The following is a 19,758-nucleotide window of genomic DNA, read 5'->3' on the forward strand; positions in this document are numbered from 1 at the left end:
CCCAGCGGCCATTAAACACCCTAAACCCGTCACATGCACCCATATTGGGGGCCTCGCGCTCGAACGGGTACCAACTCGCCAATGCCTCGGAAAGCTAGCGGAGCGCGATCTGGTGCGCACCGCTAGCAAGCTCAATCCGTTCGGCCGCGTCAGGCCGAACGCTCCTGCAGGCCGTCACGCCGCACGCTGCGCCTTGCGTCGACGGCATCGGCCAGCTGCTTCAAGACGTCAGCCGTCGTCGCGAGATCGATGCAGCCATCCGTAATGCTCTGGCCGTAGGTCAACGGCTTGCCCGGCACGACGTCCTGCCGTCCGGCGACAAGGTTGCTCTCGATCATCACGCCGATGATGCGCTGTTCGCCTCCCGCGACCTGCTTTGCGATGTCAGCGGCAACCGCCGGCTGGTTCTCCGGCTTCTTGCTGCTGTTGGCGTGGCTGGTGTCGATCATCAGCCGCGCTGCGACACCGGCGCGGCCGAGCTCGGCGGCCGCGGCATCGACGCTCGCTGCATCATAGTTCGGCACCCGCCCGCCGCGCAGGATGACGTGGCAGTCCTCGTTGCCGCTGGTCGCAGCGATCGCCGAGCGGCCGCCCTTGGTGACCGCCATGAAATGATGCGGGTGCGACGCCGACTTCACCGCATCCGCCGCGATCCGCACGCCACCATCGGTGCTGTTCTTGAAGCCGACCGGGCAGGACAGGCCGGACGCCAGCTCGCGATGGATCTGGCTCTCGGTGGTGCGGGCGCCGATCGCAGCCCACGAGACCAGATCGGCGATGTATTGCGGCGTCGTCATGTCGAGGAATTCGGTGCCGGCCGGCAGGCCGAGATTGTTCACGGCCGACAGCACGTTGCGGGCAAGCCGCAGGCCCTTGTTGATGTCGAAGCTGTTATCGAGATCGGGATCGTTGATCAGCCCCTTCCAGCCGACGGTGGTGCGCGGCTTCTCGAAATACACCCGCATCACGATCTCGAGGCGGTCGGCGAGCTGTTCGCGCAGACCGGCGAGACGTTCGGCATAATCGACGGCCGCCGCGGGATCGTGGATGGAGCAGGGGCCGACGACGACCAGCAGGCGGTCATCGGTGCCGTTGAGGATCGCGTGGATGGCGTTGCGGGCGCCCATCACGACGCGGGTTGCCGTCAGGGTGCGCGGGACCTCCCGCATCACCTCTTCGGGCGTACTCAGCTCTTTCAGTTCCTTGATGCGAAGATCGTCTGTCGTACTCAACACGGCTGGCTCCTTTGGATTTCGGGACCTGCCGGCAACAAAAAAGCCGCCAGGTCTGGCGGCTTGTTTTGGACGTTTGCTGCAATTCTTCAGATTGAGCGCGATCCTCCTGCCGCCAGCGAGCTGTCGTAGCTAAAGTACCAAAAATAGCTGGTGGCGGATGTGATCATGGGGCAGCTCTATAGCCCAGGGATTTGGGGCTGTCACCCCCCAAATACAAGCCCTCCGCGGTTCGCCGTCAGGTGTTGCGCGCCGCCAACGCCATCCCGATCAGGGTCGCCCCGCCGAACATCAGGTTGAGACCGACAAGGAGGCCGATCGCCCATCCCGCCGATTCCGGCAGGCCCGCGATGATGAAGAAGGCGACGACGATATCCATCAGGCCGGCGATCAGCAGCCAGGACCAGCGTCCCGACAATTCGCGGCGGTGCTCCAGCGCGTACATGATGGTGGCGACGCCCTCGGCGACGAAATAGGCGCCGATGACGATGGTCAGCGTCAGCACGCCCTGCATCGGGCGCGCCAGCAGCACCATGCCGGCGAGCACGGCGAGCGCCGCCGAGATCAGCGACCACCAGAAGCCCGGCATGTTGCGCGCCCAGAACGTCACGATCAGCCCGCCGATGCCCGAGATCAGGAACATCCAGCCGAGGAAGATGGTGACGGCGAGGCTGGCGAATGTCGGCACGATCATCGCCGCAATGCCGAGGATCGCGAGCAGGATGCCTTCGAACAGGAACGCCTTCCAGTGCGCCTTGACGGCAGCCTGCATCTCCGATCGCAGCTTGTCGAGGTCGTGGGGCAGGGTCATCGCGGCTCTCCCGATCTGCGCGCAGTCTATCCTAATCGGTTACAGATGGTCAGCTGGTCCGTTGCGCCAGCAATAGCTGTGCGCTCATCTTTCTGCTTGGCGGTTCCCGATAGCCAGAATCTTCGGCACAAGCTTGGCCGCAAGATATCGCGAGGCGCGCGGCGACAGATGTAGGAAGTCGGCCGATACCAGATCGCTCGCGCCGGTCCCGACCCTCGTCAGACATCCGTCTGTGTTGCAGAGCTCCTCAAACGGCGACAGATATTCGATCCCGAGATCGGCGGCGATCTGCCCAAGCCTGTCTTCAGACTGCTTGCTCGATCGCACATCGCGGCTTCGCTCCGGGATCAACGTATGATGGCGCAGGAAATATTGCACCGTCAGATGGGGTACCGTGTCGGTCCAGACCGGGACAGGGCCGACCAGAATGACGCGGACAGCGCCGGCCCGTCTGAGTGCCGCAATCGTCGGGCGAACATCGTCGGCGGCGGGCTCTTTGCTCCACACCAGGTGCAGGAGCACGACATCGGGATGCGAGCGGGCAACCGCAGCAATGATGTGGCGGTTGGTCTCAACACAAAACGGAATGGCCTCGGCCTGCGCGGTGAAGAGCGGGGGGCAGGAATTGACGGTGAACTGGGCTAACCCGAATTGATCTCCTTGGACTTGCCGCAGTCCGGCAGCAAGCATGCCGGCGGTCGAGTCGCCCCACACGAAAACAAGCGGACGCTTCCCGGCGTCGACGCAACTCGGATCGAACGTGGGGTCGGCGGAAGCTGAGATGTGGCATTCGCCGTACCTCATGAAGTCCCTGGATACGGTCATGGCACCGGCTTCGCGAACGATCACCGGAAGTCGAAAGGCAAAGCCGTCGACGATGGCCAACGCTCCCACCGATGCGACGGCCACCATCGATGCCGCAAGGACCGGTGCGACCCGCCATTGGCGGAATCTGATCGGGCGCTCGACGTAGCGATAGGTTGCCCAGGCCAGAATGAAGCTGGCCCCGACGGCCAGCCCGTTCTCGGCCAAAGTCAGGGGACGACCTTTGAAGCTCGCCGCAAGAACCAGGATCGGCCAATGCCAGAGGTAGAGAGGATAGCTGATCAGCCCGATCGCGACCGCGGTGCGGGTCGAGAGAAATCGATTGCGGCCTGCCACGATAAGGGCAGCGGCGGCGGCGACCGGCGCCACCGCTGCGATCCCGGGATAGGTCATGGAGGGCGAATAGAACGCGGTTACCGCTGCGATCACTGCGAGCGCGGACCATCCGAGAAAGTCGCGCGCCGCGGAGAATCCGTTGGGCAGGCAGACGGCCACCAATGCTCCGGCCGCGAGCTCCCACGCCCGCGTGAACGGCAGGTAGAATGCGGCTTCAGGGTTGGTCAGAACGACCAGGATATTTGCGACAAGCGAGGCGATGAAGATCAGGGCAAGGGGAGCCGCGACAGCGATCCGCCATCGCATCAGCGCCCACAGCAGCAAAGGCCAGACGAGATAGAACTGTTCTTCGATACCGAGCGACCAGAGATGGAGCAGCGGCTTCGTTTGCGCGGCCGCATCAAAATAGCCACCCTCCGAATAGAACAGCAGGTTTGCCGAAAAACCCGCGCCGGCCGCAATTTCCTTTCCAAGCGCCACCAGCTCGCTCGGCATCAGGAGTTGCCATCCGGCGATGAAGGCGACGATCAGGACGACGATCAGGGCGGGAAAAATTCTGCGAATGCGACGCGCATAGAACGTCGCAAGGCTGAAGCTCCCGTCCTGAATATCGCCATATATGATCCCGGTGATCAGGTAGCCGGAAATGACGAAGAAAATGTCGACCCCGACGAAACCCCCGGGAACATATTGCGGGAAAGCGTGGCCGAGCACGACCAACGAGACGGCGACGGCCCGCAGGCCGTCGATATCGGGCCGATAAGTCTTGAAGTTGTGCCCCATCATCGTCTCGCGCCCGATCCGTGTATCTCCCTGAACCTGCCGAGTTTGTTTTGCAAGGGGAGCGGTGCCGGCCAGGGGCGCTAGCTCTGGCCCGGCGCGGACGGAAAGCCCTCCGAGGCGGTCCGCATCCGGTTGCGGCCGAGGAGGTAGACGGCGGTGGTCGCGATCAGGAGCGCCAGTCCGATCAGGATCGAGGTGAAGCCGATCGGGATCAGGATGAAGGAGGCGTTGCGCTCGGGATTGACATACCAATGGTGCAGCGAGGTGAGCAGGAAGGCGACGCCGGCAAAGCCAGTGCCGCCGCCGATCAGCAGCAGCGCCCACATCCGTCGCAGCTGGCTCAGCCGCTCGCGCGCGACGTCGGTGCGCGGGGCATGATGCTTGCCGAGGCGGTGCACCAGGCGGACTGCGAACCCGATCGAGGAGAAGCCGATCAGCACGCTGGCCGAACCCAGCAGCAGGTGCGCGGTCGAGCTGAGATCAGGGATGCGCTGGAGTGCGAGCAGCGGAAAATCAAACGCCGCATGCAGCAGGACCGGTGCGACCAGCACCAGCGCCCAGTTGGAAATCCGTGCCCAGTCGCGATGACCCCGGTAGGCGCCGAGCGCGCCGCCCGAGCGCGCGATCGCAAGATAAGCGCCGGCGATGATGCCGAGCGCGCCATGGAACGGCACGGTGAGCACGCTGCGCAACGCCGCGAGCGCGCGCCACATGTCCTTGTGCTGGACCAGATAGGCGAGGTTCTCATAGGCGGCGAAGCCGAGGCCGGCAGCCGCGCCATACACCACGGTATCCATCGGATCGGCGAATGCACGGCGCCGCGTCGAGATGGCGACGATGACGAGGACCTTGACGATCTCCTCCGGCGCCGCGACGCCAAATAACGCCCGCACCGCCTGCGTCGCCCAGGGATTGTCGGGAATGGCCAGCAGCGCGTTGAAGGGAATGCGGGCCAGGCCCAGCAGCGAGATGCTGGCCGCGCCGAGCACGAAGGCGAGCCATACCTGCACCGGCGGTCCGGGGCGCTCGTCGGCGGCAATCACCAGCCACAGCACCAGCAGTGCAGGTGCGATGGCAGCGGCGCCAATCACAGTCGGAAGCGACTCGAGCAACAACATGAGCCGAACGGGCCCCTTCAATGGCACCACAGCGATGCGTTTTGAAGAAATGGCAGCAAGTTCAGCGGATTGCAAATGGACGATTGGCGGAATCGGTTCGGCTGCCGCCGTTCTCGTGTCCAATATGCCACGGCGCCTGCGAAAGCGCGGCCGAAACCTACCGGTACGGGCCTCAATCAGATCAGGGGAGTATGGGCTGCCGGACGGTTCCTGCGGAAGGGCGCCCCGGCACCGCCGCCTGCGCCATGACGGCATCACCGATCCACAAATTGCGGTGAACTTGCGCGGGCGTGGCTTCTGCCTCTTCGCCGGGCGAATGGAGTGTGCGCTGTCGCGGCGTGCGCAGGGTGCCTCGCAAGGCCCGTCGCAAGTTTCGAGCACCGCGTCCGCTTCGTTGGGTTATAGTACTGTGGGCAGTGACTGATCCGGTAAAAGCCAGAGATGCCTTCGATTGATTCTGCTGTGATCGTTCTTGCCGCGAGCGCTCTGTTTGCGGCCTTTGTAAACGGTGCGTTGGGGTACGGGTTCTCGTCGCTCACCGTGCCGGTCGCACTCGTGTTTTACACCAATCGCGTTCTCAATCCGGCGATTGTCATCGTCGAAGTCTTCGTCAACCTTTACGTTCTCTGCATCAACCTGAGCGGCGTCCCAGCGGTGTGGCGACGCATATTGCCGATCCTCATCGGCATGCTGCCCGGCATCGCGGTCGGAGCCTTTGCCCTGACGTCGCTTCAGCCCGGATGGACCAAATTCGCCACCTACTCGATTATCCTGCCGCTGATCCTGCTGCAGGCGGCCGGTTGGCGGAAGCCGATCCAGTCGAAATGGCTGGTCGGTTTGCCCTTCGGCACGACGCTCGGGATCCTGTACTCGGTCACGACCATTTCGGGACCGCCGCTGGCGATCCTCTTCAACAACCAGGGCCTCGTCAAAGATGAGTTTCGGGCCGGTCTCGCGCTGGTCCGGGTGACGGAGTCCAGTCTGACTGCGATCGCATACTACAAGCTCGGTCTGTTCATCGAGGAGAGCCGCAGCCTCTTGTTCGTGCTCGTTCCTTGCGTCGTCGTCGGCATACCGCTTGGTGCCTGGCTGATCCGGCGGCTGGATGCCGAGACGTTTCGCCGGATCTGCATGAGCTTTGATGCGTGGGTCGTGGGATTTGGCTTGTCACGCGTGTTGATCGAAGTGAAGCTGATGGAAAGCCCGTGGGCCTATGGCGTCATGGCCGCCACGATCCTGATCGACGTCTGCCTGCTGTACGTCTTCTTCACCGCGAGGAGAGGGACGGTACAGAGTTCGCACGCGCTGGCTTCGCTGAGATCGGGCAACCGGGGCGGTCCGACCTGATCGCAGCGTCGCGACGAGGTGACTAGCCGGCCAGCAGCCGCCGGCAGGTTTCGACGAACACCTCAGCGCCCGTGACGATGTCGGCGTCGTCGGTGTTCTCGCTCCAGTGATGGCTGATGCCGCCGATCGACGGCACGAACAGCATCGCAGCCGGCATGAGGTTGGCAAGGACCTGGGCGTCATGGCCGGCGCCGCTCGGCATGCGGATCGATTTGCCTCCGGCACAGGCGGCGCTCGCGGCCTCGATCGCGTCCTGGAACGCGGGCGTCATCATAGCGGGCACGCCGGTGCGGATGCGCTCAACCTTGACGCCGCAGCGGCCGTGTGCGGTGGCCTCGTCGGCCATCCGATGCAACTGCGCCTCGAGCCGTGCGATCACCTCGGGATTGTCGTCGCGGATCTGGAACAGCATCTCGGCGCCGCCTGGGATGATGCTCGGCGCGCCAGGGTCGAGCGTGATGCGGCCGGTGGTCCAGACCGTGCGCGGTCCGCAGAGGGCAGGGAAGCTGTCGTCGACCGCAACGCAGAACCGCGCCAGCGCCAGGCCCGCATCGCGGCGCACCGCCATCCGCGTGGTGCCGGCATGGTTCTGCTCGCCGGTGAAAGTGATGCGATATTGCCAGATGCCGACGATCGAGGTGACGACGCCGATCTTGAGCCCGCTGCTCTCCAGCGTGTCGCCTTGCTCGATATGCGCTTCGAGATAGCCGATATGGCGGCCGGCTTCGGCGTTGAGGCGCGGGCGGCCGGCAAAGCCCGCATCGCGCAATGCCTGTCGCATGGTGCGATCGCTGGAGCGGTCGCGCGCCGCATCGATATCGGCTTCGGTGACGGCGCCGGCAAAGGAGCGGCTGCCGAGGAAACTGCCGAAATGACCTTCCTCGTCGCACCATGCGGCGACTTCGACCGCGCCGTTGACGCCGGGATCGCCGTTGATGACGCGCGCGGCTTCCAGCGCATAGACCACGCCGAGCGGCCCATCGAGCCAGCCTGCATGGTTCTGGCTTTCGAGATGCGAGCCCGCGAGCAGCTTCGGTCCTGCCTTCGCGCTGGTGCCGAACACGTTGCCGATGCCGTCGATCGTCGCGACAAGATCGGCGTCGGGCAGGCGCGCCGCGAGCCAGTCGAGCGAGCGCAGATGCGGTTCCGAGAATGTCGGCTTGTGCACGCCGGTCTTGTAGGCGCCGATCGCGCGCAGCGCATTGAGATCGGCGAGCACGCGCTTGCCGTCGAAGCGACCGTTGATGCCTGACATGATTGGACTCCGGATTAGCGTCTCTGATTTGCGTCTCGATTTGCGGTTTGGCGCCGCAATCCCGTCTTGATGCCGTCGCGGTTGAATGCGACGGAACAATCAGGGCAAACGATTTCTTAGCGGTTCTGCTCTTAGGTCGCGGTACGAATAGCGTGTGAGTGTGATCATGTCTGCATTCCGGAACTGGGCCCGCAAGGCCGCTGTGCTGTTTCTTCCGATCGCGCTCGCGCCTGCGCGCAATATTCTCAGCAATACAGCATGACCACACCGCCGTCCGGAACCGGGCCGCTGGCCTGGGACGGTGCCGGACAGGATCCCAATGCCCCGCAGCCGCGGCGCCATGCGCGGAATGCGTCACCGGCGGTGGCCGAGACGCAATTGTCGGACGAGGAGGCGGACGACCGGCTGGCGCGCAAGCTCGTGATCTGCAGCACCTGCCTCAAGCGGACGCCGGCAGTGGCGGCTGCACAGCCGACCAATCGTCAGGATGTCGCCAGCAATCACTAGCGGCTGACGCGGCGCGCGTCGCTGCCGATCGGCCTGCAGGCCTTAGTTAGGCCACGATGTCGTTCGATGCGCAGACCCATGTCGTTCCGAAGAATGTCGTTCCGAAGACTCCTTGTTCCCGCCGTCGTCGTCGCGCTTGCGACCGCCATCCTGATTCATGCGGGCGGTTCGCGGGCGCATGCGCATGTGCCATCGCATTGCGGCTTCTGGACCTCGATCGAGGCCGGATTGTCCTGCAGGTAACCTCCTGCAGGCGACGGCAATCCGGGAAAAGCGGTTCTGGACGCTTGCCCGTCCGGCCAATCGCCACTATACGTTCGCCCGTCGCGGCCGTTGACGGTTGTGGCCAATCCGGCGCATCTCACGTCTAACGCATTGATTTGCCGGAAGTTTTGCTCCCTTCGTCTATCGGTTAGGACGCCACCCTTTCACGGTGGAGAGAGCGGTTCGATTCCGCTAGGGAGCGCCATTTCAGCGCGCCAAAAACCCCCACAAAATCAGCCAGTTAAGTGCATCCATTGACATCTTTGGAGTCTCGACTCAGTCTAAACGCCGATACACTGCGTAGATACATTGATCGGGGTTTAGTCATGAAGGCAGCACCCGACTACCTGGTGAGGCGGAACGGCTACTGGCAGTATTTCCGGCGTGTTCCGAAGGCCTATGCCGGCCTCGGCGACAAGACCAGCAAGTTCGTCATCCTCTCGACCAGGATCAAGATCGCTGACGACCGCACGGGCGCCAAGGCGGCCAGAGTGGCGGCCCGACTCAACGAGCAGCAAGAGGCGCACTGGCGGGGGCTTGCCGCCGGCACACCGGCCAAGCAGCGATACCAAGATGCCGTCACTCTGGCCCGATCGCACGGGCTCGACTACCTGACCCCCGACGAGGCCGTGAGGCGCGAGATCAGTGAGCTGCTGGCCCGGATCGAGGTCTTGAAGGCTGGCGAGCGCAGGACCGACGTTGTCACCGTGGATGCCGTGCTCGGCGGCGTCGAGAAGCCCCGCGTCAAACTATCCGACCTGTTCGGCGAATACGAGCAGACCCAGAAAACGCCGATGTCAAAGATGTCAGCGGACCAGCTGCGGAAATGGACCAGCGCCAAGAAACGCGCGGTGGAGATCCTGATCGAGCAGCGCGGCGACAAGGTCCTACAGGACCTCACCCGCGCCGACGCCGTCGCCTATGCCGACTACTGGGAGGGCCGCACCATCGCCGAGGGCATCAGCGCCAGCTCGGCAAACAAGAACATCAGCCACATCGGCGGCATGATCCGCGCCGTCGACAAGCGGCTGAAGCTCGGCCTAGACAACGTGTTCGCCGGCACCCGGCTTGATGGCGGCCGTGATGGCAAGCGATCCCCGTTCACGGTCGACCATATCCGCAAGACCATCCTTGCGCCCGGCGCGCTCGACGATCTCAACGAGGAGGCGAGGGACGTGGTGTATGTCGTGATGGAAACCGGATGCAGGCCCAGCGAGGTCGTGAACCTCAGCAAGGCGCGGATCATGTTGGACGGTGAAGTGCCGTACATCAGGATCAAGGGTGAGGGCAGGTTGCTCAAAACCGAACACAGTGAGCGGGATATCCCGCTGGTCGGCATGGCGCTGGAGGCGATGAAGAGGCACCGGGCGGGCTTCCCGCGGTACCACGACAAGGGCTCGACACTAAGCGCGACTCTGATGAAGCATTTCAAGGCGCGCGGCTTGTTGCCGACCGAGAAACACTCGATCTACTCGCTACGGCACAGCTTCAAGGACAGACTCAAGGGCGCAGAGTGCCCGGAGGAGATGATTGACGAGCTGATGGGCCACGCCAATGGCAAGCCAAAGTATGGGGATGGGTACGGCTTGAAGCTTAAGCAGCGCTACCTGACGGCCATAGCCTTCTGATGGCGTTCGGCGAGCCGACGCCGAGCCCGCGCCATGACGTCATCGGTCGAGCGTAGGGCCGCGATCTCGCGCTCCAGCCGCTCGATATAGGGCGCAAACTGCGGCCGGTCGTGCATCACCATCACCTCGGCAACGAGGTCGAGCGCAGCTTCCAGCCGCTCGATGGTGATGATGTCAGGCACACGCGATGTTCCCTGTAGGCGGCGCATCAGGCTCGCCGCAGACAGAGCTTGGCATGGTGCATCAGGGTTCCCGATCACAGCAACGCGAGAATGGTATTTGGCGCGCTTTGCCCCAGTTCCAAACAGAAAGGCCGCCTCAAAGGCGGCCTGTCTCGATCTCTCGATGTGCCCTCTCAGCGCCAGAGCGCGCACAGAAACTTCACCTGATTGTCGAAAACGAATCTGTCCCTGTTGTCGATGCTTTCCCTGAAATGCCGAGCCGTCATCATGGCGTGGTGCGTGTGGCCGTTTCTCAGATAGTGATGTGCAATACGCACTCGGCCGTCGTCGCAAAATCTGATCTGCTCCTCAACATCGCGGAATTTCGGCATCCTCTCATCGTCAGGGCCGGCGCCATCGCGAGCCCGGATCGCTTCTAGATGTGCTGCCATGAGCGGTTTTAAGCGTCTCGCGATGCTGGCCCAGAAATCGAGGGCAGGGACTGAGTACCGGAAAAGCGCCTGCCGCTCAGTCTTGAGCGTCACGCAGACCGTGTCGCCGTCCACAAATGCGTAGCTCTCGCCGATCACTGCGCCGACAATGATGTCAGTGGCGCCGGCCCTGTCGTCCATGGTGGTGATGGTGGTTCGTTTCGCAGGTTTCATGAGACATCCTCAATGTAGACCTGCGCTGTGCGGCCCAGCGCAATGGTCGGAATGCCGGTGGTCTCCACGGGCCTGCGAAACCCGAACGCCTAGACGGCGTCGGAAGAGTTTCACCAAAGCGGAAAACGGTCAACAGAAATGAAAATGCAATTGCTTGCACCACGTTGGTGAAATGCTCGGCTTCGGAAGCGATCGACCACGATAACGCTTGGGCGACAGCTGCGATGAGCGCTGCTGGCCGTCTGTTCGTTATTTCCCGGTGCATGCGGCAAGGTGCTGTCGGCGAGATCGCGCACCAGTGGCCGTCCTAGGCGCCTAGCCGGTGCCCATTTTCGGAGGAACGTCGACCGAACGTATGACCGAGCCGCGCTTGCCACAGACGGTGCAGGTAAACCGCGGCTCGAGATCGGACAGACGCATCTCATCCGGCCATCGCGCCGCGTCCATCTGGACGTTGTGAGAGCACAGATAGTCCTTGCAGAAAACAATGATGCGCGTCGCGCCCGTCTCGCGCATTTCGCCGAACGTGATCTTTGTGGGGTAGTCATCCATTGGTCCGATTACAGCCGCTCGGCCGGCCGGCGGCAATCCACGAAGCCTAGCGAGCAGCCAGGTCCCGACCACCATCAGTCGGTCAAGGCGACCGCTGACACCGAGACGCACCACAAGCCGCGACAGCTCAATTGGAAGCGCACTTGCGCTCGCTCCGGTTGAGTGTCAACCTGAAGGTCTCCCCGGAAGGCAGAAGAGATGACTGATCTGTTTGAACTGATGAAAATCATCGGCTCTGTCTCAGGAATATGCTCGGCAATCTTCTTGGTTGCGGACCGATATTTTAAGCACTACCCGACGGCAATCATGGTGGCCGGGCCGCTCATCGAGGGCAGCAGCAACATCACGCATTTCCTCTGGCTGAAGAACTACAGCGAGCGCCCCATAATTGTCTCGTGGCAGCACGAATCGAACCATCTTCATCTTGCGAAAGACGACTCGGCCAGAAGCATCATGCATAGTGTTTTGCCTGGAGAGTCTGCCGTCTCCTTAGGCCCAAATGCAGAAACCCAATTGCGCGTAATCAAGCCCAGCAATCACGACAGTATTGATCCGGATAATTCGTTAGAATTGCGCCTCCGGTGGCGATTCGCCCAACCAATCATATGGAAGGCTGACCGAACGATCCGAATCTGGATGCGCAAGCGCGACTTCGACGACATGACTGAGAATTACGTCAAGGCACAGGCGGTTTGATCGCAGCACTGAAATCGGCTAGATCATGAACGGTTCCGAATGGGTAACCTGAAGGTTCTTCCGTGCCGCGGGATGAATTTGCTCGATCCACTGTTGAGCGCCTAGCGAAGCGCGTAGGAATGCGTTGCTCCAATCCTGATTGCAGGGCGCCAACATCTGGACCTAGCTCAGAGGACTCGTCCGCCGTCACCAATACAGGCGTCGCAGCCCACATCTGTGCGGCTTCTCCAGGCGGCCCACGCTTCGATGCGGACATGAGTTCAGAGGAACGTTCAGGTATCCTGAACGGAATTTGGCTTTGCCAGAAACACGCCAAACTGATCGATGACGACGAGGTTGAGTATCCTGCAAGCCTGCTGCGTGAATGGAAGGAAACGGCAGAAGGAATTGCTTTTCTCGAAGCGAGTGGCTTTGCCGTCAGAAAGGCACTCCCCTTTGCCGACCTTGAAAAGAAAGCGCCGGATTTGATCAAACTGATGCGCGCGAACCTTCTGGAGCACCCGCTAGTTCGCGAGTTCGTTGTTCTTCCCAACAACAGAGTGATGTATCGCGCAGGTAGCCCGCAGTTTGCATACTTTGTGGAATCTCACCCGCTCCTGCAATCCATCATCATCATTATGATCAACGTCGGGGCTGTCCGCACCATAAGCGAGGGCCGAGCGCCTCGCTATAGCTTCACCGAAGAGTTCGTTAACTTTCTGATTGGAGATCCATAACGCAGCGTTTCCACGCCCTCGGCCGTCTTTGCTGCCTTCATCGGCGGCGCATTGTCTTGATCCTGTCGACCGTCGCTGTCAGGTCCACGAGCCGGGCCGCGACCATTTTTAGTACTCGGTCTGCAGATTCCTTTGTTGGGATGAATCCAACCTTGTCGCACGCCATCCCGAAGCAGTGTGCAAGCTCCTCCGGCGACGCCTTGCGAGTCCTGTCAAGCGTCGCGGTCATCTCGGTAATCATCGCACGGGCTACGGCGCGTTCCTGTTCGCTCATTTGGCCAACCCTCTTTGTCAGGTATCCGAATATTGGTGATCGCCGGAGAAGTGACGACTGCTGCCATCCGATGTCGCCGCCTGCGTCGGGAAAGTCGTCATCTCGCAGATCTTGTCGATCATCGCCTGCGCCAGGGTTTGTCCGTCGACGTTGAGCGAGAAGGCGAACTGCTCGTTCTTCTGCCTGGTGTTCGGATTGAAGGTGGCCGGAATGAACGAGCCGCGCTGACGGTCAGGCGTCTCGAACATCATCGGATGCTTCATCGGATCATGCTTGGACGAATGATCGTCGATCCCCGGCATCTTGTTGTTGCCGAAGCCGAACATCCAGCCGATCTTGCCAAGGATATTGGAGATGCCATCGATGAACGAGGTGATCGCGTTCTTGATGCCATCGAACATCGCGGTGATCTTCTCCCATGCTGTCGCGGCCAGTCCGTTGATCGCCTGACGGAAGTTCTCGAGCCCGGTGTTGACCATGTCGAATCCACTCCGGATTGCCTCCCAATTCATAACCACAAGCGCCGACAGGGCGCCGACGACGGCGCCGACGAGTAGCGGGATCGCGCCAATGGTGCCAATGGCGATACCTGCAGCAACGATCAGCAGGCCACCAACCGCGCCAGCAATGGCGCCTAAGACCTGAGTCACCATCTTCAAGCGCTCAGGGTCCTGCAGAGAGCCATTGATCGCATTGACTGCGTCAGTGATGCCCTTCAGCACGGCGACGGCTGGCGTGACGCCGGGGCCGCCTAGGGTGGTCATCAGGTTGCTGAAAGCCACATTCAGATTGCTGAGGTTCGCCGAGAGGCTGGAGTCCATGTTCGCCAACACGCCGTTGACGCCAGCACCGAGCGGCATCCGCGCAACCTCGGCGTTGATCTGGTTGCGATTAGCCAGGAAGTCCATCACATATCTTTTTTCGGTGTTTGTGCCGAGGATGCGATGCAGTTCGCGCATCTGGTCCTCTAGCTTTTTGATGCCGGCGGCTTCCATCTTGGAAACCAGCATATCCATGAAGGTCCTGGGATCACGCTGGAGCATCTCGCCGAGTCGCTTGGTCGCCGAGGCGTTGACCACCACCTGGCCGTGGTCAGTGAAGTATTCGCCGGGCTGAAGAATGCCGTTATCGGCGAGCGCGGCCGCAGTCTGGGCCGTCATTTTCCCGCCGGCGAACTGGCGGTTCAACGCCATCAGGCTGGTACCGACGCGTTGACCGCCGAGAACCTGGGCCATGGCGGCAATGCCGTAGATGCCCTCATCGTTGAGATGTTTGAGCACGCCGGCACCGGCCTGCTGCGAGATGCCGAACAGCGTCGAGCCCGTCACCGTGCCATGCGTGGCGGTGGTGATGCGCATGAGCATGTCATTCCAACGCTCAATCGCCGCGGCGCTGGCCTTGCCATCCCGCCCGGTGAGATGTCCGAACTCATCACCGGCCCTGATCGCGGTGTTCACGTCGTGCTCAACTTCGTCAACGCTCTTGCCGGTCTGGAACGCCAAGCGCGGGCCAGCTTCGCATTCGGCTCCAGCACGAGCTGGGCCTCTTCTGCACCGAGCATGCTGCTCGGCAAGCCATAGAGTCGCGCAACCGTCGCCGCCGGCAGGCCGTATGTCTGGCCGATGCGCATCGTCTCGGCCTTGAAGCCTGGAGTGTCGACCACACGGGCGACGGCGTCGCCCATGTTCCGCAACCGGATTAGCTCATCATTGAACTTGCCGGCCTTGTTGATCGCGGAGTCGAGGGCCGTTGCCAGACCGACGCCGATTGCCGCCGTTGCGAGCGTGATCGCGCCGGGCCATCTGCGAAAGGCTCCTTCGACTTCCCCAATCCGCCCATGGAGTCCGAGCAAGTCGCGGCTGATCACGCCAAGGACGGATGAGACGCCGTTGGCGAGGACGATGCTGATTCCTATGCGATATGCATCCATCTCGGACTCCTACTATTTGCCCGCGCAATGCCGCCGTACATCCGGGCTGACATCGCGGGGCTGGCCGGTCTGCCGGCGACCGGCCGAAGGAAAAAGATGGGCGACGGTGCAGCGTCGTGGGGGACGACACGAGCGCACACGCCGCCCAAGTCTGCGCGCGGAAGCGAAGAGCATCCTCCGCCGCGTCGCGCTGTGGAAAGCAGCGCGAGGCTCGATCACTTGGCGAACAGCTTGGCGGCCTCGGCAGGCATACCCAAAGACAGGGCTTCTGCCTCGCTCTCTGGCACATCCCGGCGAATCGCGATTGTCCACCCGTTATTGAGAAAGTATTTGTCTGCGTCGGCTCGATCGAGCAGCAGCTCAATGCTTTCCGGATGGTCCGTACTGATGTCGTGAATGTTGATACCAGAGCAGCTGAGGGTAAGTCCGCCCCGCGTGCCGTCTGGACGATTGGGTATTGAAGCGAGCGCGGACTCGGTAAGCCGCAGTGAGACTATTTCCTTCATCTGATGTTCCTTTCGCTGTTCAGTGATTCCAACTTTCGGCGTCGCCATTCTGGTTGCCGACCGAGAGCGATTGCGCATAGTTATTGAGGGCCGACTGCACGGCGCTGCGCCACGTTGGGGTGAGATCCATAATCGTGCCGATCGCAGCCGACACGTTGTCGCCGCCGAATGCGGCGTGTTGCCCGCCTGCGGTCATGGTGCTGGCGGCGCCACTGATGGCGTTTTGCCATGCGGTCTGCAGCGCTGGCGACAGTGTCGAGATTGTGAGCGACTGGCCCAACACTGACAGTGTGCCGGCTACGGAGTCATAGGTCGCGCCGGTGTTGCGGCCACCGAGTAGCCTGCAGGTAAAAACAGTCACAGTCATATTGCTCTCCTATTTTTCGCGCGCCTTGATTTCGCGGACCTTGTCGGAGAGTCGCGCATCCCGGCGCATCGCCTCGGTCACCAGCAACCCGACAATCCGGCTTTGATTGACCTGTTCTTGCTGCGTCTCGGCGCGATTGAAGGCCGCCGCGGTCGAGTAGATCGCATCGCGCAAATCCCGACCGAGCTCGGACATGCGGACCTGATGCCCGTGAATATCGAGTGATCCGCCATCGGCATCATGCTGGTGCTGCACGAACAGAATGCCGTGGGTGATGCTGCCAACTGCGCCGAACACCGTCTTGAGCCGATCGGCGCCACTAAGTGAATCCTGTTTCTCGAGCCCGCGCATCTGATCGCGAACCGTGTGACTGACAGCGCCGTCCATACTGCCGATCGCACCAGCGCGGGCGGCCGCTGCATGAGCCGCCGCCTTCACCAACGCGGGATCGTGCTGTTGGAATTGACGGAGCTCCCTCGAGCCGTCGCGCTTGATCATCGTAAAGGTGGCGGACGGCACGCAAGGCGAGTCAACGAGAGAGATTTCGGAGGGTTGAGCGGTGTAGCGCTTCAGATTGCTGTCATCGGTCCATGTGCGCACATATGCGCCGCCGATGGAAAAACCGGTATAGACGCCGGACTCGACCTTCTGCCACTCGGCGTCATCGACAATCTTGGCGGTGACCTCGATAGCGCGGTCGCGGTCGTTGAAGTCGATACTAGTCAGCTTGCCGGCGGCAACGTGCTTATGCATGCCGCGAACGTTGCCTAGTGATTTCCCTCCGCTGGCCTTATGCGCCTCGTTGCTCCAGGTCTGGAACAGCGGTTTCGATGTCGCGTAGTCGAAGATCTCGCCCGAGCGGTCGGCGACCTCGGACACGGCGATGCCGCTGACGGTGCGTTGCTTTGCATCAGCCTTCTGCAACGGCAAAAACAAAACACTGTTCATGAGTCCATCTCCTCCAATCGTTCCAACTCGACCTGCAGCTCGCTGCGCTTAGCCTCGTAGAAGGCGACGGCCCTCAGATTGCTGTCTTCCTCTCGAATCCAGCGATTGAGGCGATGGAATGGAAAACCTGACGGTCACGGTATGTGAGAAGCGCCATCGGCATCACCACGACAAAGCGGGCGCCGTCGGCGTCTCAGCAATCGGCGGCTGCTCTCTTTTCGGCAAGCGGTCGACGAGGTGCGGATTTGCCGCAAGCCAGGCCGCGCCGGTGGCGCCGGCGGTCTTTCCTCGAGTCGAGAACGCGAGCTTATGGAAGGTTTCCCAAGGGAGCATGATCACCATGCGGCCGTGCCGTTCCTCTGGGTAGAAATACTTGCGACGATCCAAACTCCAGATACAGGTCGCGCCGACATCCGGCGGGATGTTGACCTCAAACAATGCTGGCGACGGTGGCGGTGCCTCGCGCGACTGTTTGGCGTCGATCGCGAGAAGTTCAAGTCGGCGGCGCATCATGGCGGCGCGAGCCAGTAAATCGCGATCTGTCTCGGGTGATGCCGGCAGACGCTGTAGTTCGGCGTCGACCTCGTTCAGCGTCATGCGGGAGGCCTCGCGCTCGAGGTCGCGCTCAAAGTCGCCGATGTCCTGCAAGTAATCGCGTTCGATACGATCGAGTGTTGAGCTAATGCTGGTCATTGCGCGTCGTCTCCTCTGACATCTTGCGCTGGCGATCTCTGTCTCTCCTGATTTTGGCGCGGCGCCCGTGCATTTCTGCGAGCCGCGCCTGATAGAAGGCGCAAGCCCGCTCGTCTCCGGCGGAATCGCGAAGGTGCTGATCGAGCCGCGCGATCTCGAGTCCTAGTCGATGAAACAGGTTTTTCATCACCTGCCTCCGGTGGTTGGGAATGACCAGCCGAAGTCCGGCTCGCCGGGGTGTAGGGGAACGCGAACGTTGTCGTAGTCAGTGTCGAGCCTACGCGGCGTGACACCCATGCGGGCAAGCTCGCGGGTCACGAAGCCGTCCCAGCCATGACATCCGCCCTCGGGGGCCGACAGCTTCCACAGCAAGCCGCAGATGGCCGCCGCGAGATCGTCATGGGAGTTGGCCGGATGCGTCACCGCCTCGCGGCCCGCCTGACCGACTTTGCGACGCAGTTTGCAGAGCTGATCAATGCTGCGCTGGTGATCGAGCAACCGAACACGCTTCGACGTGAAGAGCGGGATTACGTTGGCGTAGATGTCCGAGGTCGAGATCGGATTGTGTGTCACCTCGATTCCGTAGCGCCTAAAGGCGCCGGGCACCCAGTCGGCCGCGTAGTGATCCGAGGTGATCGAGTACACGCCCCAATGCATCAGGATTTGAGAGCAGCGGGCGACGCTCTCGTCCGTATCGAACGGAGGGAAGATCTCCAGCAAGGCGTCAACGATGGCGATCGTGCGGCCGCTGGGATCGATCAGTTTGTGACCGATGCACAGTCCTAGACTGTCCCGACCGATGCCACCGGCAGGGTCTACGTGCGCCTCGTACCTGGTCCCAGATGAGACACAGCGGCCACCGATACCCTTGTCGACCGCGGCTTCCACAACTGCTCTCGGCAGGAAGGCCGTGCTCAGCTTGCGGAACTGGCCGCCGAACTCGGCCTCGGCGGCGATCGGGTCATCGGCGAAGGCGCGATTGATGGTCTCGTCGCTGATTTTCGCGTTCAGGGCCTTGGTCGACGCCTGCACCACTAGGATGCGATGGTCACCCTGCGGTCCCGCATGCCGCTTGTGAATCTCGTAAGTGACGCCTTCCATGGTGCTGGGTGACGACGTGATCAGCAGGGGGCCGCCGGTGGTCGCGAGCGAGGGCTTCAACGCGATCAGCAATTCCCGGTCTGAATTGGCGCTGTCATCGGCAGAGTGAAGGAACGCCGCCTCGTCGACACAGATTGCAACGCATGTAGAACCGCGGGCACGGCGCCAATTCGCGCTCTGCACCTCAATGTCGACGCGGCGGCCGAGCGTCAGACACTCTTGCGTCTCGTTCTCCAGCAAGCCGGCCAGCAAGGGCGAGGTTTCAATAAGCGCGAGGGCATAGCGCAGAATGTTGGCCGATTGCCTTTCCGATGGGCTGACGATCAAGGCGAGGCCGCGTTCGCCGACGCCCAACTCATCACTCCAATCGACTAACGTCGAGAGAAACACGCAAAGCGTCGCCATGGCCTTCGACTTGCCGGAACGCCTGCCTGCTACAGTCAACCATGTGTCGACCATGACTCCGGGCTCGGCGTCACGGCCGGTCAGCTCGCGCCACACGGTGCGCTCAGCCTCCGTCAGGGGCTCGCCTATGGCGCCGATCAGAAGCGTGCGCCAGTTGAACCAGGAGTCGCCCGGAAGCGCGTGGCCGAGGAAACCGGGATCAGAGAGCGCCTGACGAATGGTGACGATCTTGCGCATCACACCCTCTCGGCGGCTGCACGCTGACGAGCAGCGTGTTCCTCGATTGCTTTGAGCGGGTCAGGCTTCTGCGGTCCGGCCGGTGCAGGCCGCAGGCCGAGGCCGCGCTGCAGCTGCACGATTAGGCGCCGCTCTTCGATATCGCTGCGGCCGGTCGACCGCAGGCGATCGGCGCGCACGACTGTTGCGGCCAGCGTCGAGATCGAAACGCGATCGAGCGCGGTCGGCGTCCGGCCTAGATCGGCCAGGAGCTCGGCCGCTAACGCCTCGCGCTTGGCCTTATCCTCGGCGGCGATCTCGCGCATCCGCACCAAGCCATGCGCGCGGCCGGCGGCCTTGCGCTGCTCGGACGTCAAGGCGGTGTGATCGTCGGCCATAAGCAAAGCCTCCGTTAAAATGAT

The 19,758-nt window shown here is 62.2% G+C and carries 23 protein-coding genes and 1 tRNA gene; 6 read left to right on the forward strand and 18 right to left on the reverse strand.

What is annotated here, in order from left to right; genetic code table 11:
- Nucleotides 1–149: 149 nt before the first annotated feature.
- The 4 genes from AKN84_RS08490 to AKN84_RS08505 form a co-directional block, all read right to left on the reverse strand.
- Nucleotides 150–1,235 carry a 3-deoxy-7-phosphoheptulonate synthase gene (locus tag AKN84_RS08490; protein ID WP_050420289.1) on the reverse strand — a complete coding sequence of 362 codons (1,086 nt, stop codon included), beginning with the start codon at nt 1,233–1,235 and terminating at the stop codon, nt 150–152.
- Nucleotides 1,236–1,470: 235 nt separating this feature from the next.
- A complete protein-coding gene (locus tag AKN84_RS08495; protein ID WP_050420290.1) occupies nt 1,471–2,043 on the reverse strand; it encodes an HdeD family acid-resistance protein in 573 nt (190 codons plus the stop codon).
- Nucleotides 2,044–2,127: 84 nt separating this feature from the next.
- Nucleotides 2,128–3,990 carry an acyltransferase family protein gene (locus tag AKN84_RS08500; protein WP_347337312.1) on the reverse strand — a complete coding sequence of 621 codons (1,863 nt, stop codon included), beginning with the start codon at nt 3,988–3,990 and terminating at the stop codon, nt 2,128–2,130.
- 77 nt (nt 3,991–4,067) lie between these two features.
- A complete protein-coding gene (locus AKN84_RS08505; RefSeq protein WP_050420293.1) occupies nt 4,068–5,105 on the reverse strand; it encodes a PrsW family glutamic-type intramembrane protease in 1,038 nt (345 codons plus the stop codon).
- Between the two features lie 441 nt (nt 5,106–5,546).
- Between AKN84_RS08505 and AKN84_RS08510 the strand changes: the two genes are divergently transcribed.
- Entirely contained in the window at nt 5,547–6,452 is a 906-nt protein-coding gene (locus AKN84_RS08510; RefSeq protein ID WP_050420294.1) for a sulfite exporter TauE/SafE family protein, read from the forward strand.
- Nucleotides 6,453–6,474: 22 nt separating this feature from the next.
- Here the strand turns inward: AKN84_RS08510 and AKN84_RS08515 are convergent, their stop codons facing one another.
- Nucleotides 6,475–7,707: a Zn-dependent hydrolase gene (locus AKN84_RS08515; protein ID WP_050420295.1), complete on the reverse strand. Its 1,233-nt coding sequence runs from the start codon at nt 7,705–7,707 to the stop codon at nt 6,475–6,477.
- 258 nt (nt 7,708–7,965) lie between these two features.
- Between AKN84_RS08515 and AKN84_RS08520 the strand changes: the two genes are divergently transcribed.
- The 3 genes from AKN84_RS08520 (at nt 7,966) to AKN84_RS08530 (ending at nt 10,106) form a co-directional block, all read left to right on the forward strand.
- Nucleotides 7,966–8,214 carry a hypothetical protein gene (locus tag AKN84_RS08520; RefSeq protein WP_050420296.1) on the forward strand — a complete coding sequence of 83 codons (249 nt, stop codon included), beginning with the start codon at nt 7,966–7,968 and terminating at the stop codon, nt 8,212–8,214.
- Nucleotides 8,215–8,608: 394 nt separating this feature from the next.
- A tRNA-Glu gene (locus AKN84_RS08525) sits at nt 8,609–8,683 on the forward strand.
- A 121-nt stretch (nt 8,684–8,804) separates the two neighbouring features.
- Nucleotides 8,805–10,106, forward strand: coding sequence for a tyrosine-type recombinase/integrase (locus AKN84_RS08530; protein ID WP_050420297.1), 1,302 nt, complete (start codon nt 8,805–8,807; stop codon nt 10,104–10,106).
- Here the strand turns inward: AKN84_RS08530 and AKN84_RS08535 are convergent.
- The 3 genes from AKN84_RS08535 to AKN84_RS08545 form a co-directional block, all read right to left on the reverse strand.
- Nucleotides 10,082–10,288: a hypothetical protein gene (locus AKN84_RS08535; RefSeq protein WP_050420298.1), complete on the reverse strand. Its 207-nt coding sequence runs from the start codon at nt 10,286–10,288 to the stop codon at nt 10,082–10,084. The genes AKN84_RS08530 and AKN84_RS08535 overlap by 25 nt on opposite strands.
- A gap of 173 nt (nt 10,289–10,461) precedes the next feature.
- Nucleotides 10,462–10,932, reverse strand: a complete 471-nt coding sequence (locus tag AKN84_RS08540) for a hypothetical protein (protein WP_050420299.1) — start codon at nt 10,930–10,932, stop codon at nt 10,462–10,464.
- A gap of 315 nt (nt 10,933–11,247) precedes the next feature.
- On the reverse strand, nt 11,248–11,559 hold the full coding sequence (locus AKN84_RS08545) for a hypothetical protein (protein WP_244484988.1): 312 nt from the start codon (nt 11,557–11,559) through the stop codon (nt 11,248–11,250).
- A gap of 123 nt (nt 11,560–11,682) precedes the next feature.
- Here AKN84_RS08545 and AKN84_RS08550 point away from each other — a divergent pair, with 123 nt between their 5' ends.
- Nucleotides 11,683–12,180, forward strand: a complete 498-nt coding sequence (locus tag AKN84_RS08550; protein WP_050420301.1) for a hypothetical protein — start codon at nt 11,683–11,685, stop codon at nt 12,178–12,180.
- Nucleotides 12,181–12,434: 254 nt separating this feature from the next.
- Entirely contained in the window at nt 12,435–12,896 is a 462-nt protein-coding gene (locus tag AKN84_RS08555) for a hypothetical protein (RefSeq protein ID WP_050420302.1), read from the forward strand.
- A gap of 37 nt (nt 12,897–12,933) precedes the next feature.
- On the opposite strand, the gene AKN84_RS08560 is transcribed toward AKN84_RS08555, so the two are convergent.
- The 10 genes from AKN84_RS08560 to AKN84_RS08600 all read right to left on the reverse strand — a co-directional run bounded on the left by AKN84_RS08560 (nt 12,934) and on the right by AKN84_RS08600 (nt 19,734).
- Entirely contained in the window at nt 12,934–13,170 is a 237-nt protein-coding gene (locus tag AKN84_RS08560; protein ID WP_050420303.1) for a hypothetical protein, read from the reverse strand.
- A gap of 17 nt (nt 13,171–13,187) precedes the next feature.
- Nucleotides 13,188–14,672 (reverse strand): phage tail tape measure protein, encoded by a 1,485-nt coding sequence (locus AKN84_RS08565; RefSeq protein ID WP_050420304.1) that lies wholly within the window; start codon nt 14,670–14,672, stop codon nt 13,188–13,190.
- Nucleotides 14,624–15,037, reverse strand: coding sequence for a hypothetical protein (locus tag AKN84_RS08570; RefSeq protein WP_128970550.1), 414 nt, complete (start codon nt 15,035–15,037; stop codon nt 14,624–14,626). Before AKN84_RS08570 ends, AKN84_RS08565 begins: the two co-directional genes overlap by 49 nt.
- A 278-nt stretch (nt 15,038–15,315) precedes the next feature.
- Nucleotides 15,316–15,606 carry a hypothetical protein gene (locus tag AKN84_RS08575; protein WP_050420306.1) on the reverse strand — a complete coding sequence of 97 codons (291 nt, stop codon included), beginning with the start codon at nt 15,604–15,606 and terminating at the stop codon, nt 15,316–15,318.
- Nucleotides 15,607–15,625: 19 nt separating this feature from the next.
- The gene (locus tag AKN84_RS08580; RefSeq protein ID WP_128970551.1) at nt 15,626–15,973 is read right to left on the reverse strand and encodes a hypothetical protein; all 348 of its coding nucleotides are present in this window, start codon (nt 15,971–15,973) and stop codon (nt 15,626–15,628) included.
- A gap of 9 nt (nt 15,974–15,982) precedes the next feature.
- Nucleotides 15,983–16,921: a hypothetical protein gene (locus AKN84_RS08585; RefSeq protein ID WP_050420308.1), complete on the reverse strand. Its 939-nt coding sequence runs from the start codon at nt 16,919–16,921 to the stop codon at nt 15,983–15,985.
- 162 nt (nt 16,922–17,083) lie between these two features.
- Complete coding sequence (locus AKN84_RS08590; protein ID WP_050420310.1) at nt 17,084–17,614, reverse strand: hypothetical protein; 531 nt, start codon at nt 17,612–17,614, stop codon at nt 17,084–17,086.
- Nucleotides 17,601–17,801, reverse strand: coding sequence for a hypothetical protein (locus AKN84_RS44740; RefSeq protein WP_128970552.1), 201 nt, complete (start codon nt 17,799–17,801; stop codon nt 17,601–17,603). The genes AKN84_RS08590 and AKN84_RS44740 overlap by 14 nt, the downstream gene beginning before the upstream one ends.
- Entirely contained in the window at nt 17,801–19,357 is a 1,557-nt protein-coding gene (locus tag AKN84_RS08595) for a hypothetical protein (RefSeq protein WP_128970553.1), read from the reverse strand. Before AKN84_RS08595 ends, AKN84_RS44740 begins: the two co-directional genes overlap by 1 nt.
- Nucleotides 19,357–19,734, reverse strand: coding sequence for a hypothetical protein (locus AKN84_RS08600; protein WP_050420312.1), 378 nt, complete (start codon nt 19,732–19,734; stop codon nt 19,357–19,359). The genes AKN84_RS08595 and AKN84_RS08600 overlap by 1 nt, the downstream gene beginning before the upstream one ends.
- Between the last annotated feature and the right edge of the window lie 24 nt (nt 19,735–19,758).

Origin of the sequence: Bradyrhizobium tropiciagri, assembly GCF_001189845.1 — a bacterium.
Lineage (GTDB): Bacteria > Pseudomonadota > Alphaproteobacteria > Rhizobiales > Xanthobacteraceae > Bradyrhizobium > Bradyrhizobium tropiciagri.

Bases quoted from the DNA above. Each gene is read 5' to 3' on its own strand.
- AKN84_RS08580 (WP_128970551.1), bottom strand. From the start codon at position 15,973: ATGACTGTGACTGTTTTTACCTGCAGGCTACTCGGTGGCCGCAACACC.
- AKN84_RS08520 (WP_050420296.1), top strand. From the start codon at position 7,966: ATGACCACACCGCCGTCCGGAACCGGGCCGCTGGCCTGGGACGGTGCC.
- AKN84_RS44740 (WP_128970552.1), bottom strand. From the start codon at position 17,801: ATGAAAAACCTGTTTCATCGACTAGGACTCGAGATCGCGCGGCTCGAT.
- AKN84_RS08530 (WP_050420297.1), top strand. From the start codon at position 8,805: ATGAAGGCAGCACCCGACTACCTGGTGAGGCGGAACGGCTACTGGCAG.
- AKN84_RS08515 (WP_050420295.1), bottom strand. From the start codon at position 7,707: ATGTCAGGCATCAACGGTCGCTTCGACGGCAAGCGCGTGCTCGCCGAT.
- AKN84_RS08540 (WP_050420299.1), bottom strand. From the start codon at position 10,932: ATGAAACCTGCGAAACGAACCACCATCACCACCATGGACGACAGGGCC.
- AKN84_RS08555 (WP_050420302.1), top strand. From the start codon at position 12,435: ATGAGTTCAGAGGAACGTTCAGGTATCCTGAACGGAATTTGGCTTTGC.
- AKN84_RS08575 (WP_050420306.1), bottom strand. From the start codon at position 15,606: ATGAAGGAAATAGTCTCACTGCGGCTTACCGAGTCCGCGCTCGCTTCA.
- AKN84_RS08510 (WP_050420294.1), top strand. From the start codon at position 5,547: ATGCCTTCGATTGATTCTGCTGTGATCGTTCTTGCCGCGAGCGCTCTG.
- AKN84_RS08560 (WP_050420303.1), bottom strand. From the start codon at position 13,170: ATGAGCGAACAGGAACGCGCCGTAGCCCGTGCGATGATTACCGAGATG.
- AKN84_RS08585 (WP_050420308.1), bottom strand. From the start codon at position 16,921: ATGAACAGTGTTTTGTTTTTGCCGTTGCAGAAGGCTGATGCAAAGCAA.
- AKN84_RS08600 (WP_050420312.1), bottom strand. From the start codon at position 19,734: ATGGCCGACGATCACACCGCCTTGACGTCCGAGCAGCGCAAGGCCGCC.
- AKN84_RS08495 (WP_050420290.1), bottom strand. From the start codon at position 2,043: ATGACCCTGCCCCACGACCTCGACAAGCTGCGATCGGAGATGCAGGCT.
- AKN84_RS08505 (WP_050420293.1), bottom strand. From the start codon at position 5,105: ATGTTGTTGCTCGAGTCGCTTCCGACTGTGATTGGCGCCGCTGCCATC.
- AKN84_RS08595 (WP_128970553.1), bottom strand. From the start codon at position 19,357: ATGCGCAAGATCGTCACCATTCGTCAGGCGCTCTCTGATCCCGGTTTC.
- AKN84_RS08550 (WP_050420301.1), top strand. From the start codon at position 11,683: ATGACTGATCTGTTTGAACTGATGAAAATCATCGGCTCTGTCTCAGGA.
- AKN84_RS08545 (WP_244484988.1), bottom strand. From the start codon at position 11,559: ATGGTGGTCGGGACCTGGCTGCTCGCTAGGCTTCGTGGATTGCCGCCG.
- AKN84_RS08500 (WP_347337312.1), bottom strand. From the start codon at position 3,990: ATGATGGGGCACAACTTCAAGACTTATCGGCCCGATATCGACGGCCTG.
- AKN84_RS08590 (WP_050420310.1), bottom strand. From the start codon at position 17,614: ATGACCAGCATTAGCTCAACACTCGATCGTATCGAACGCGATTACTTG.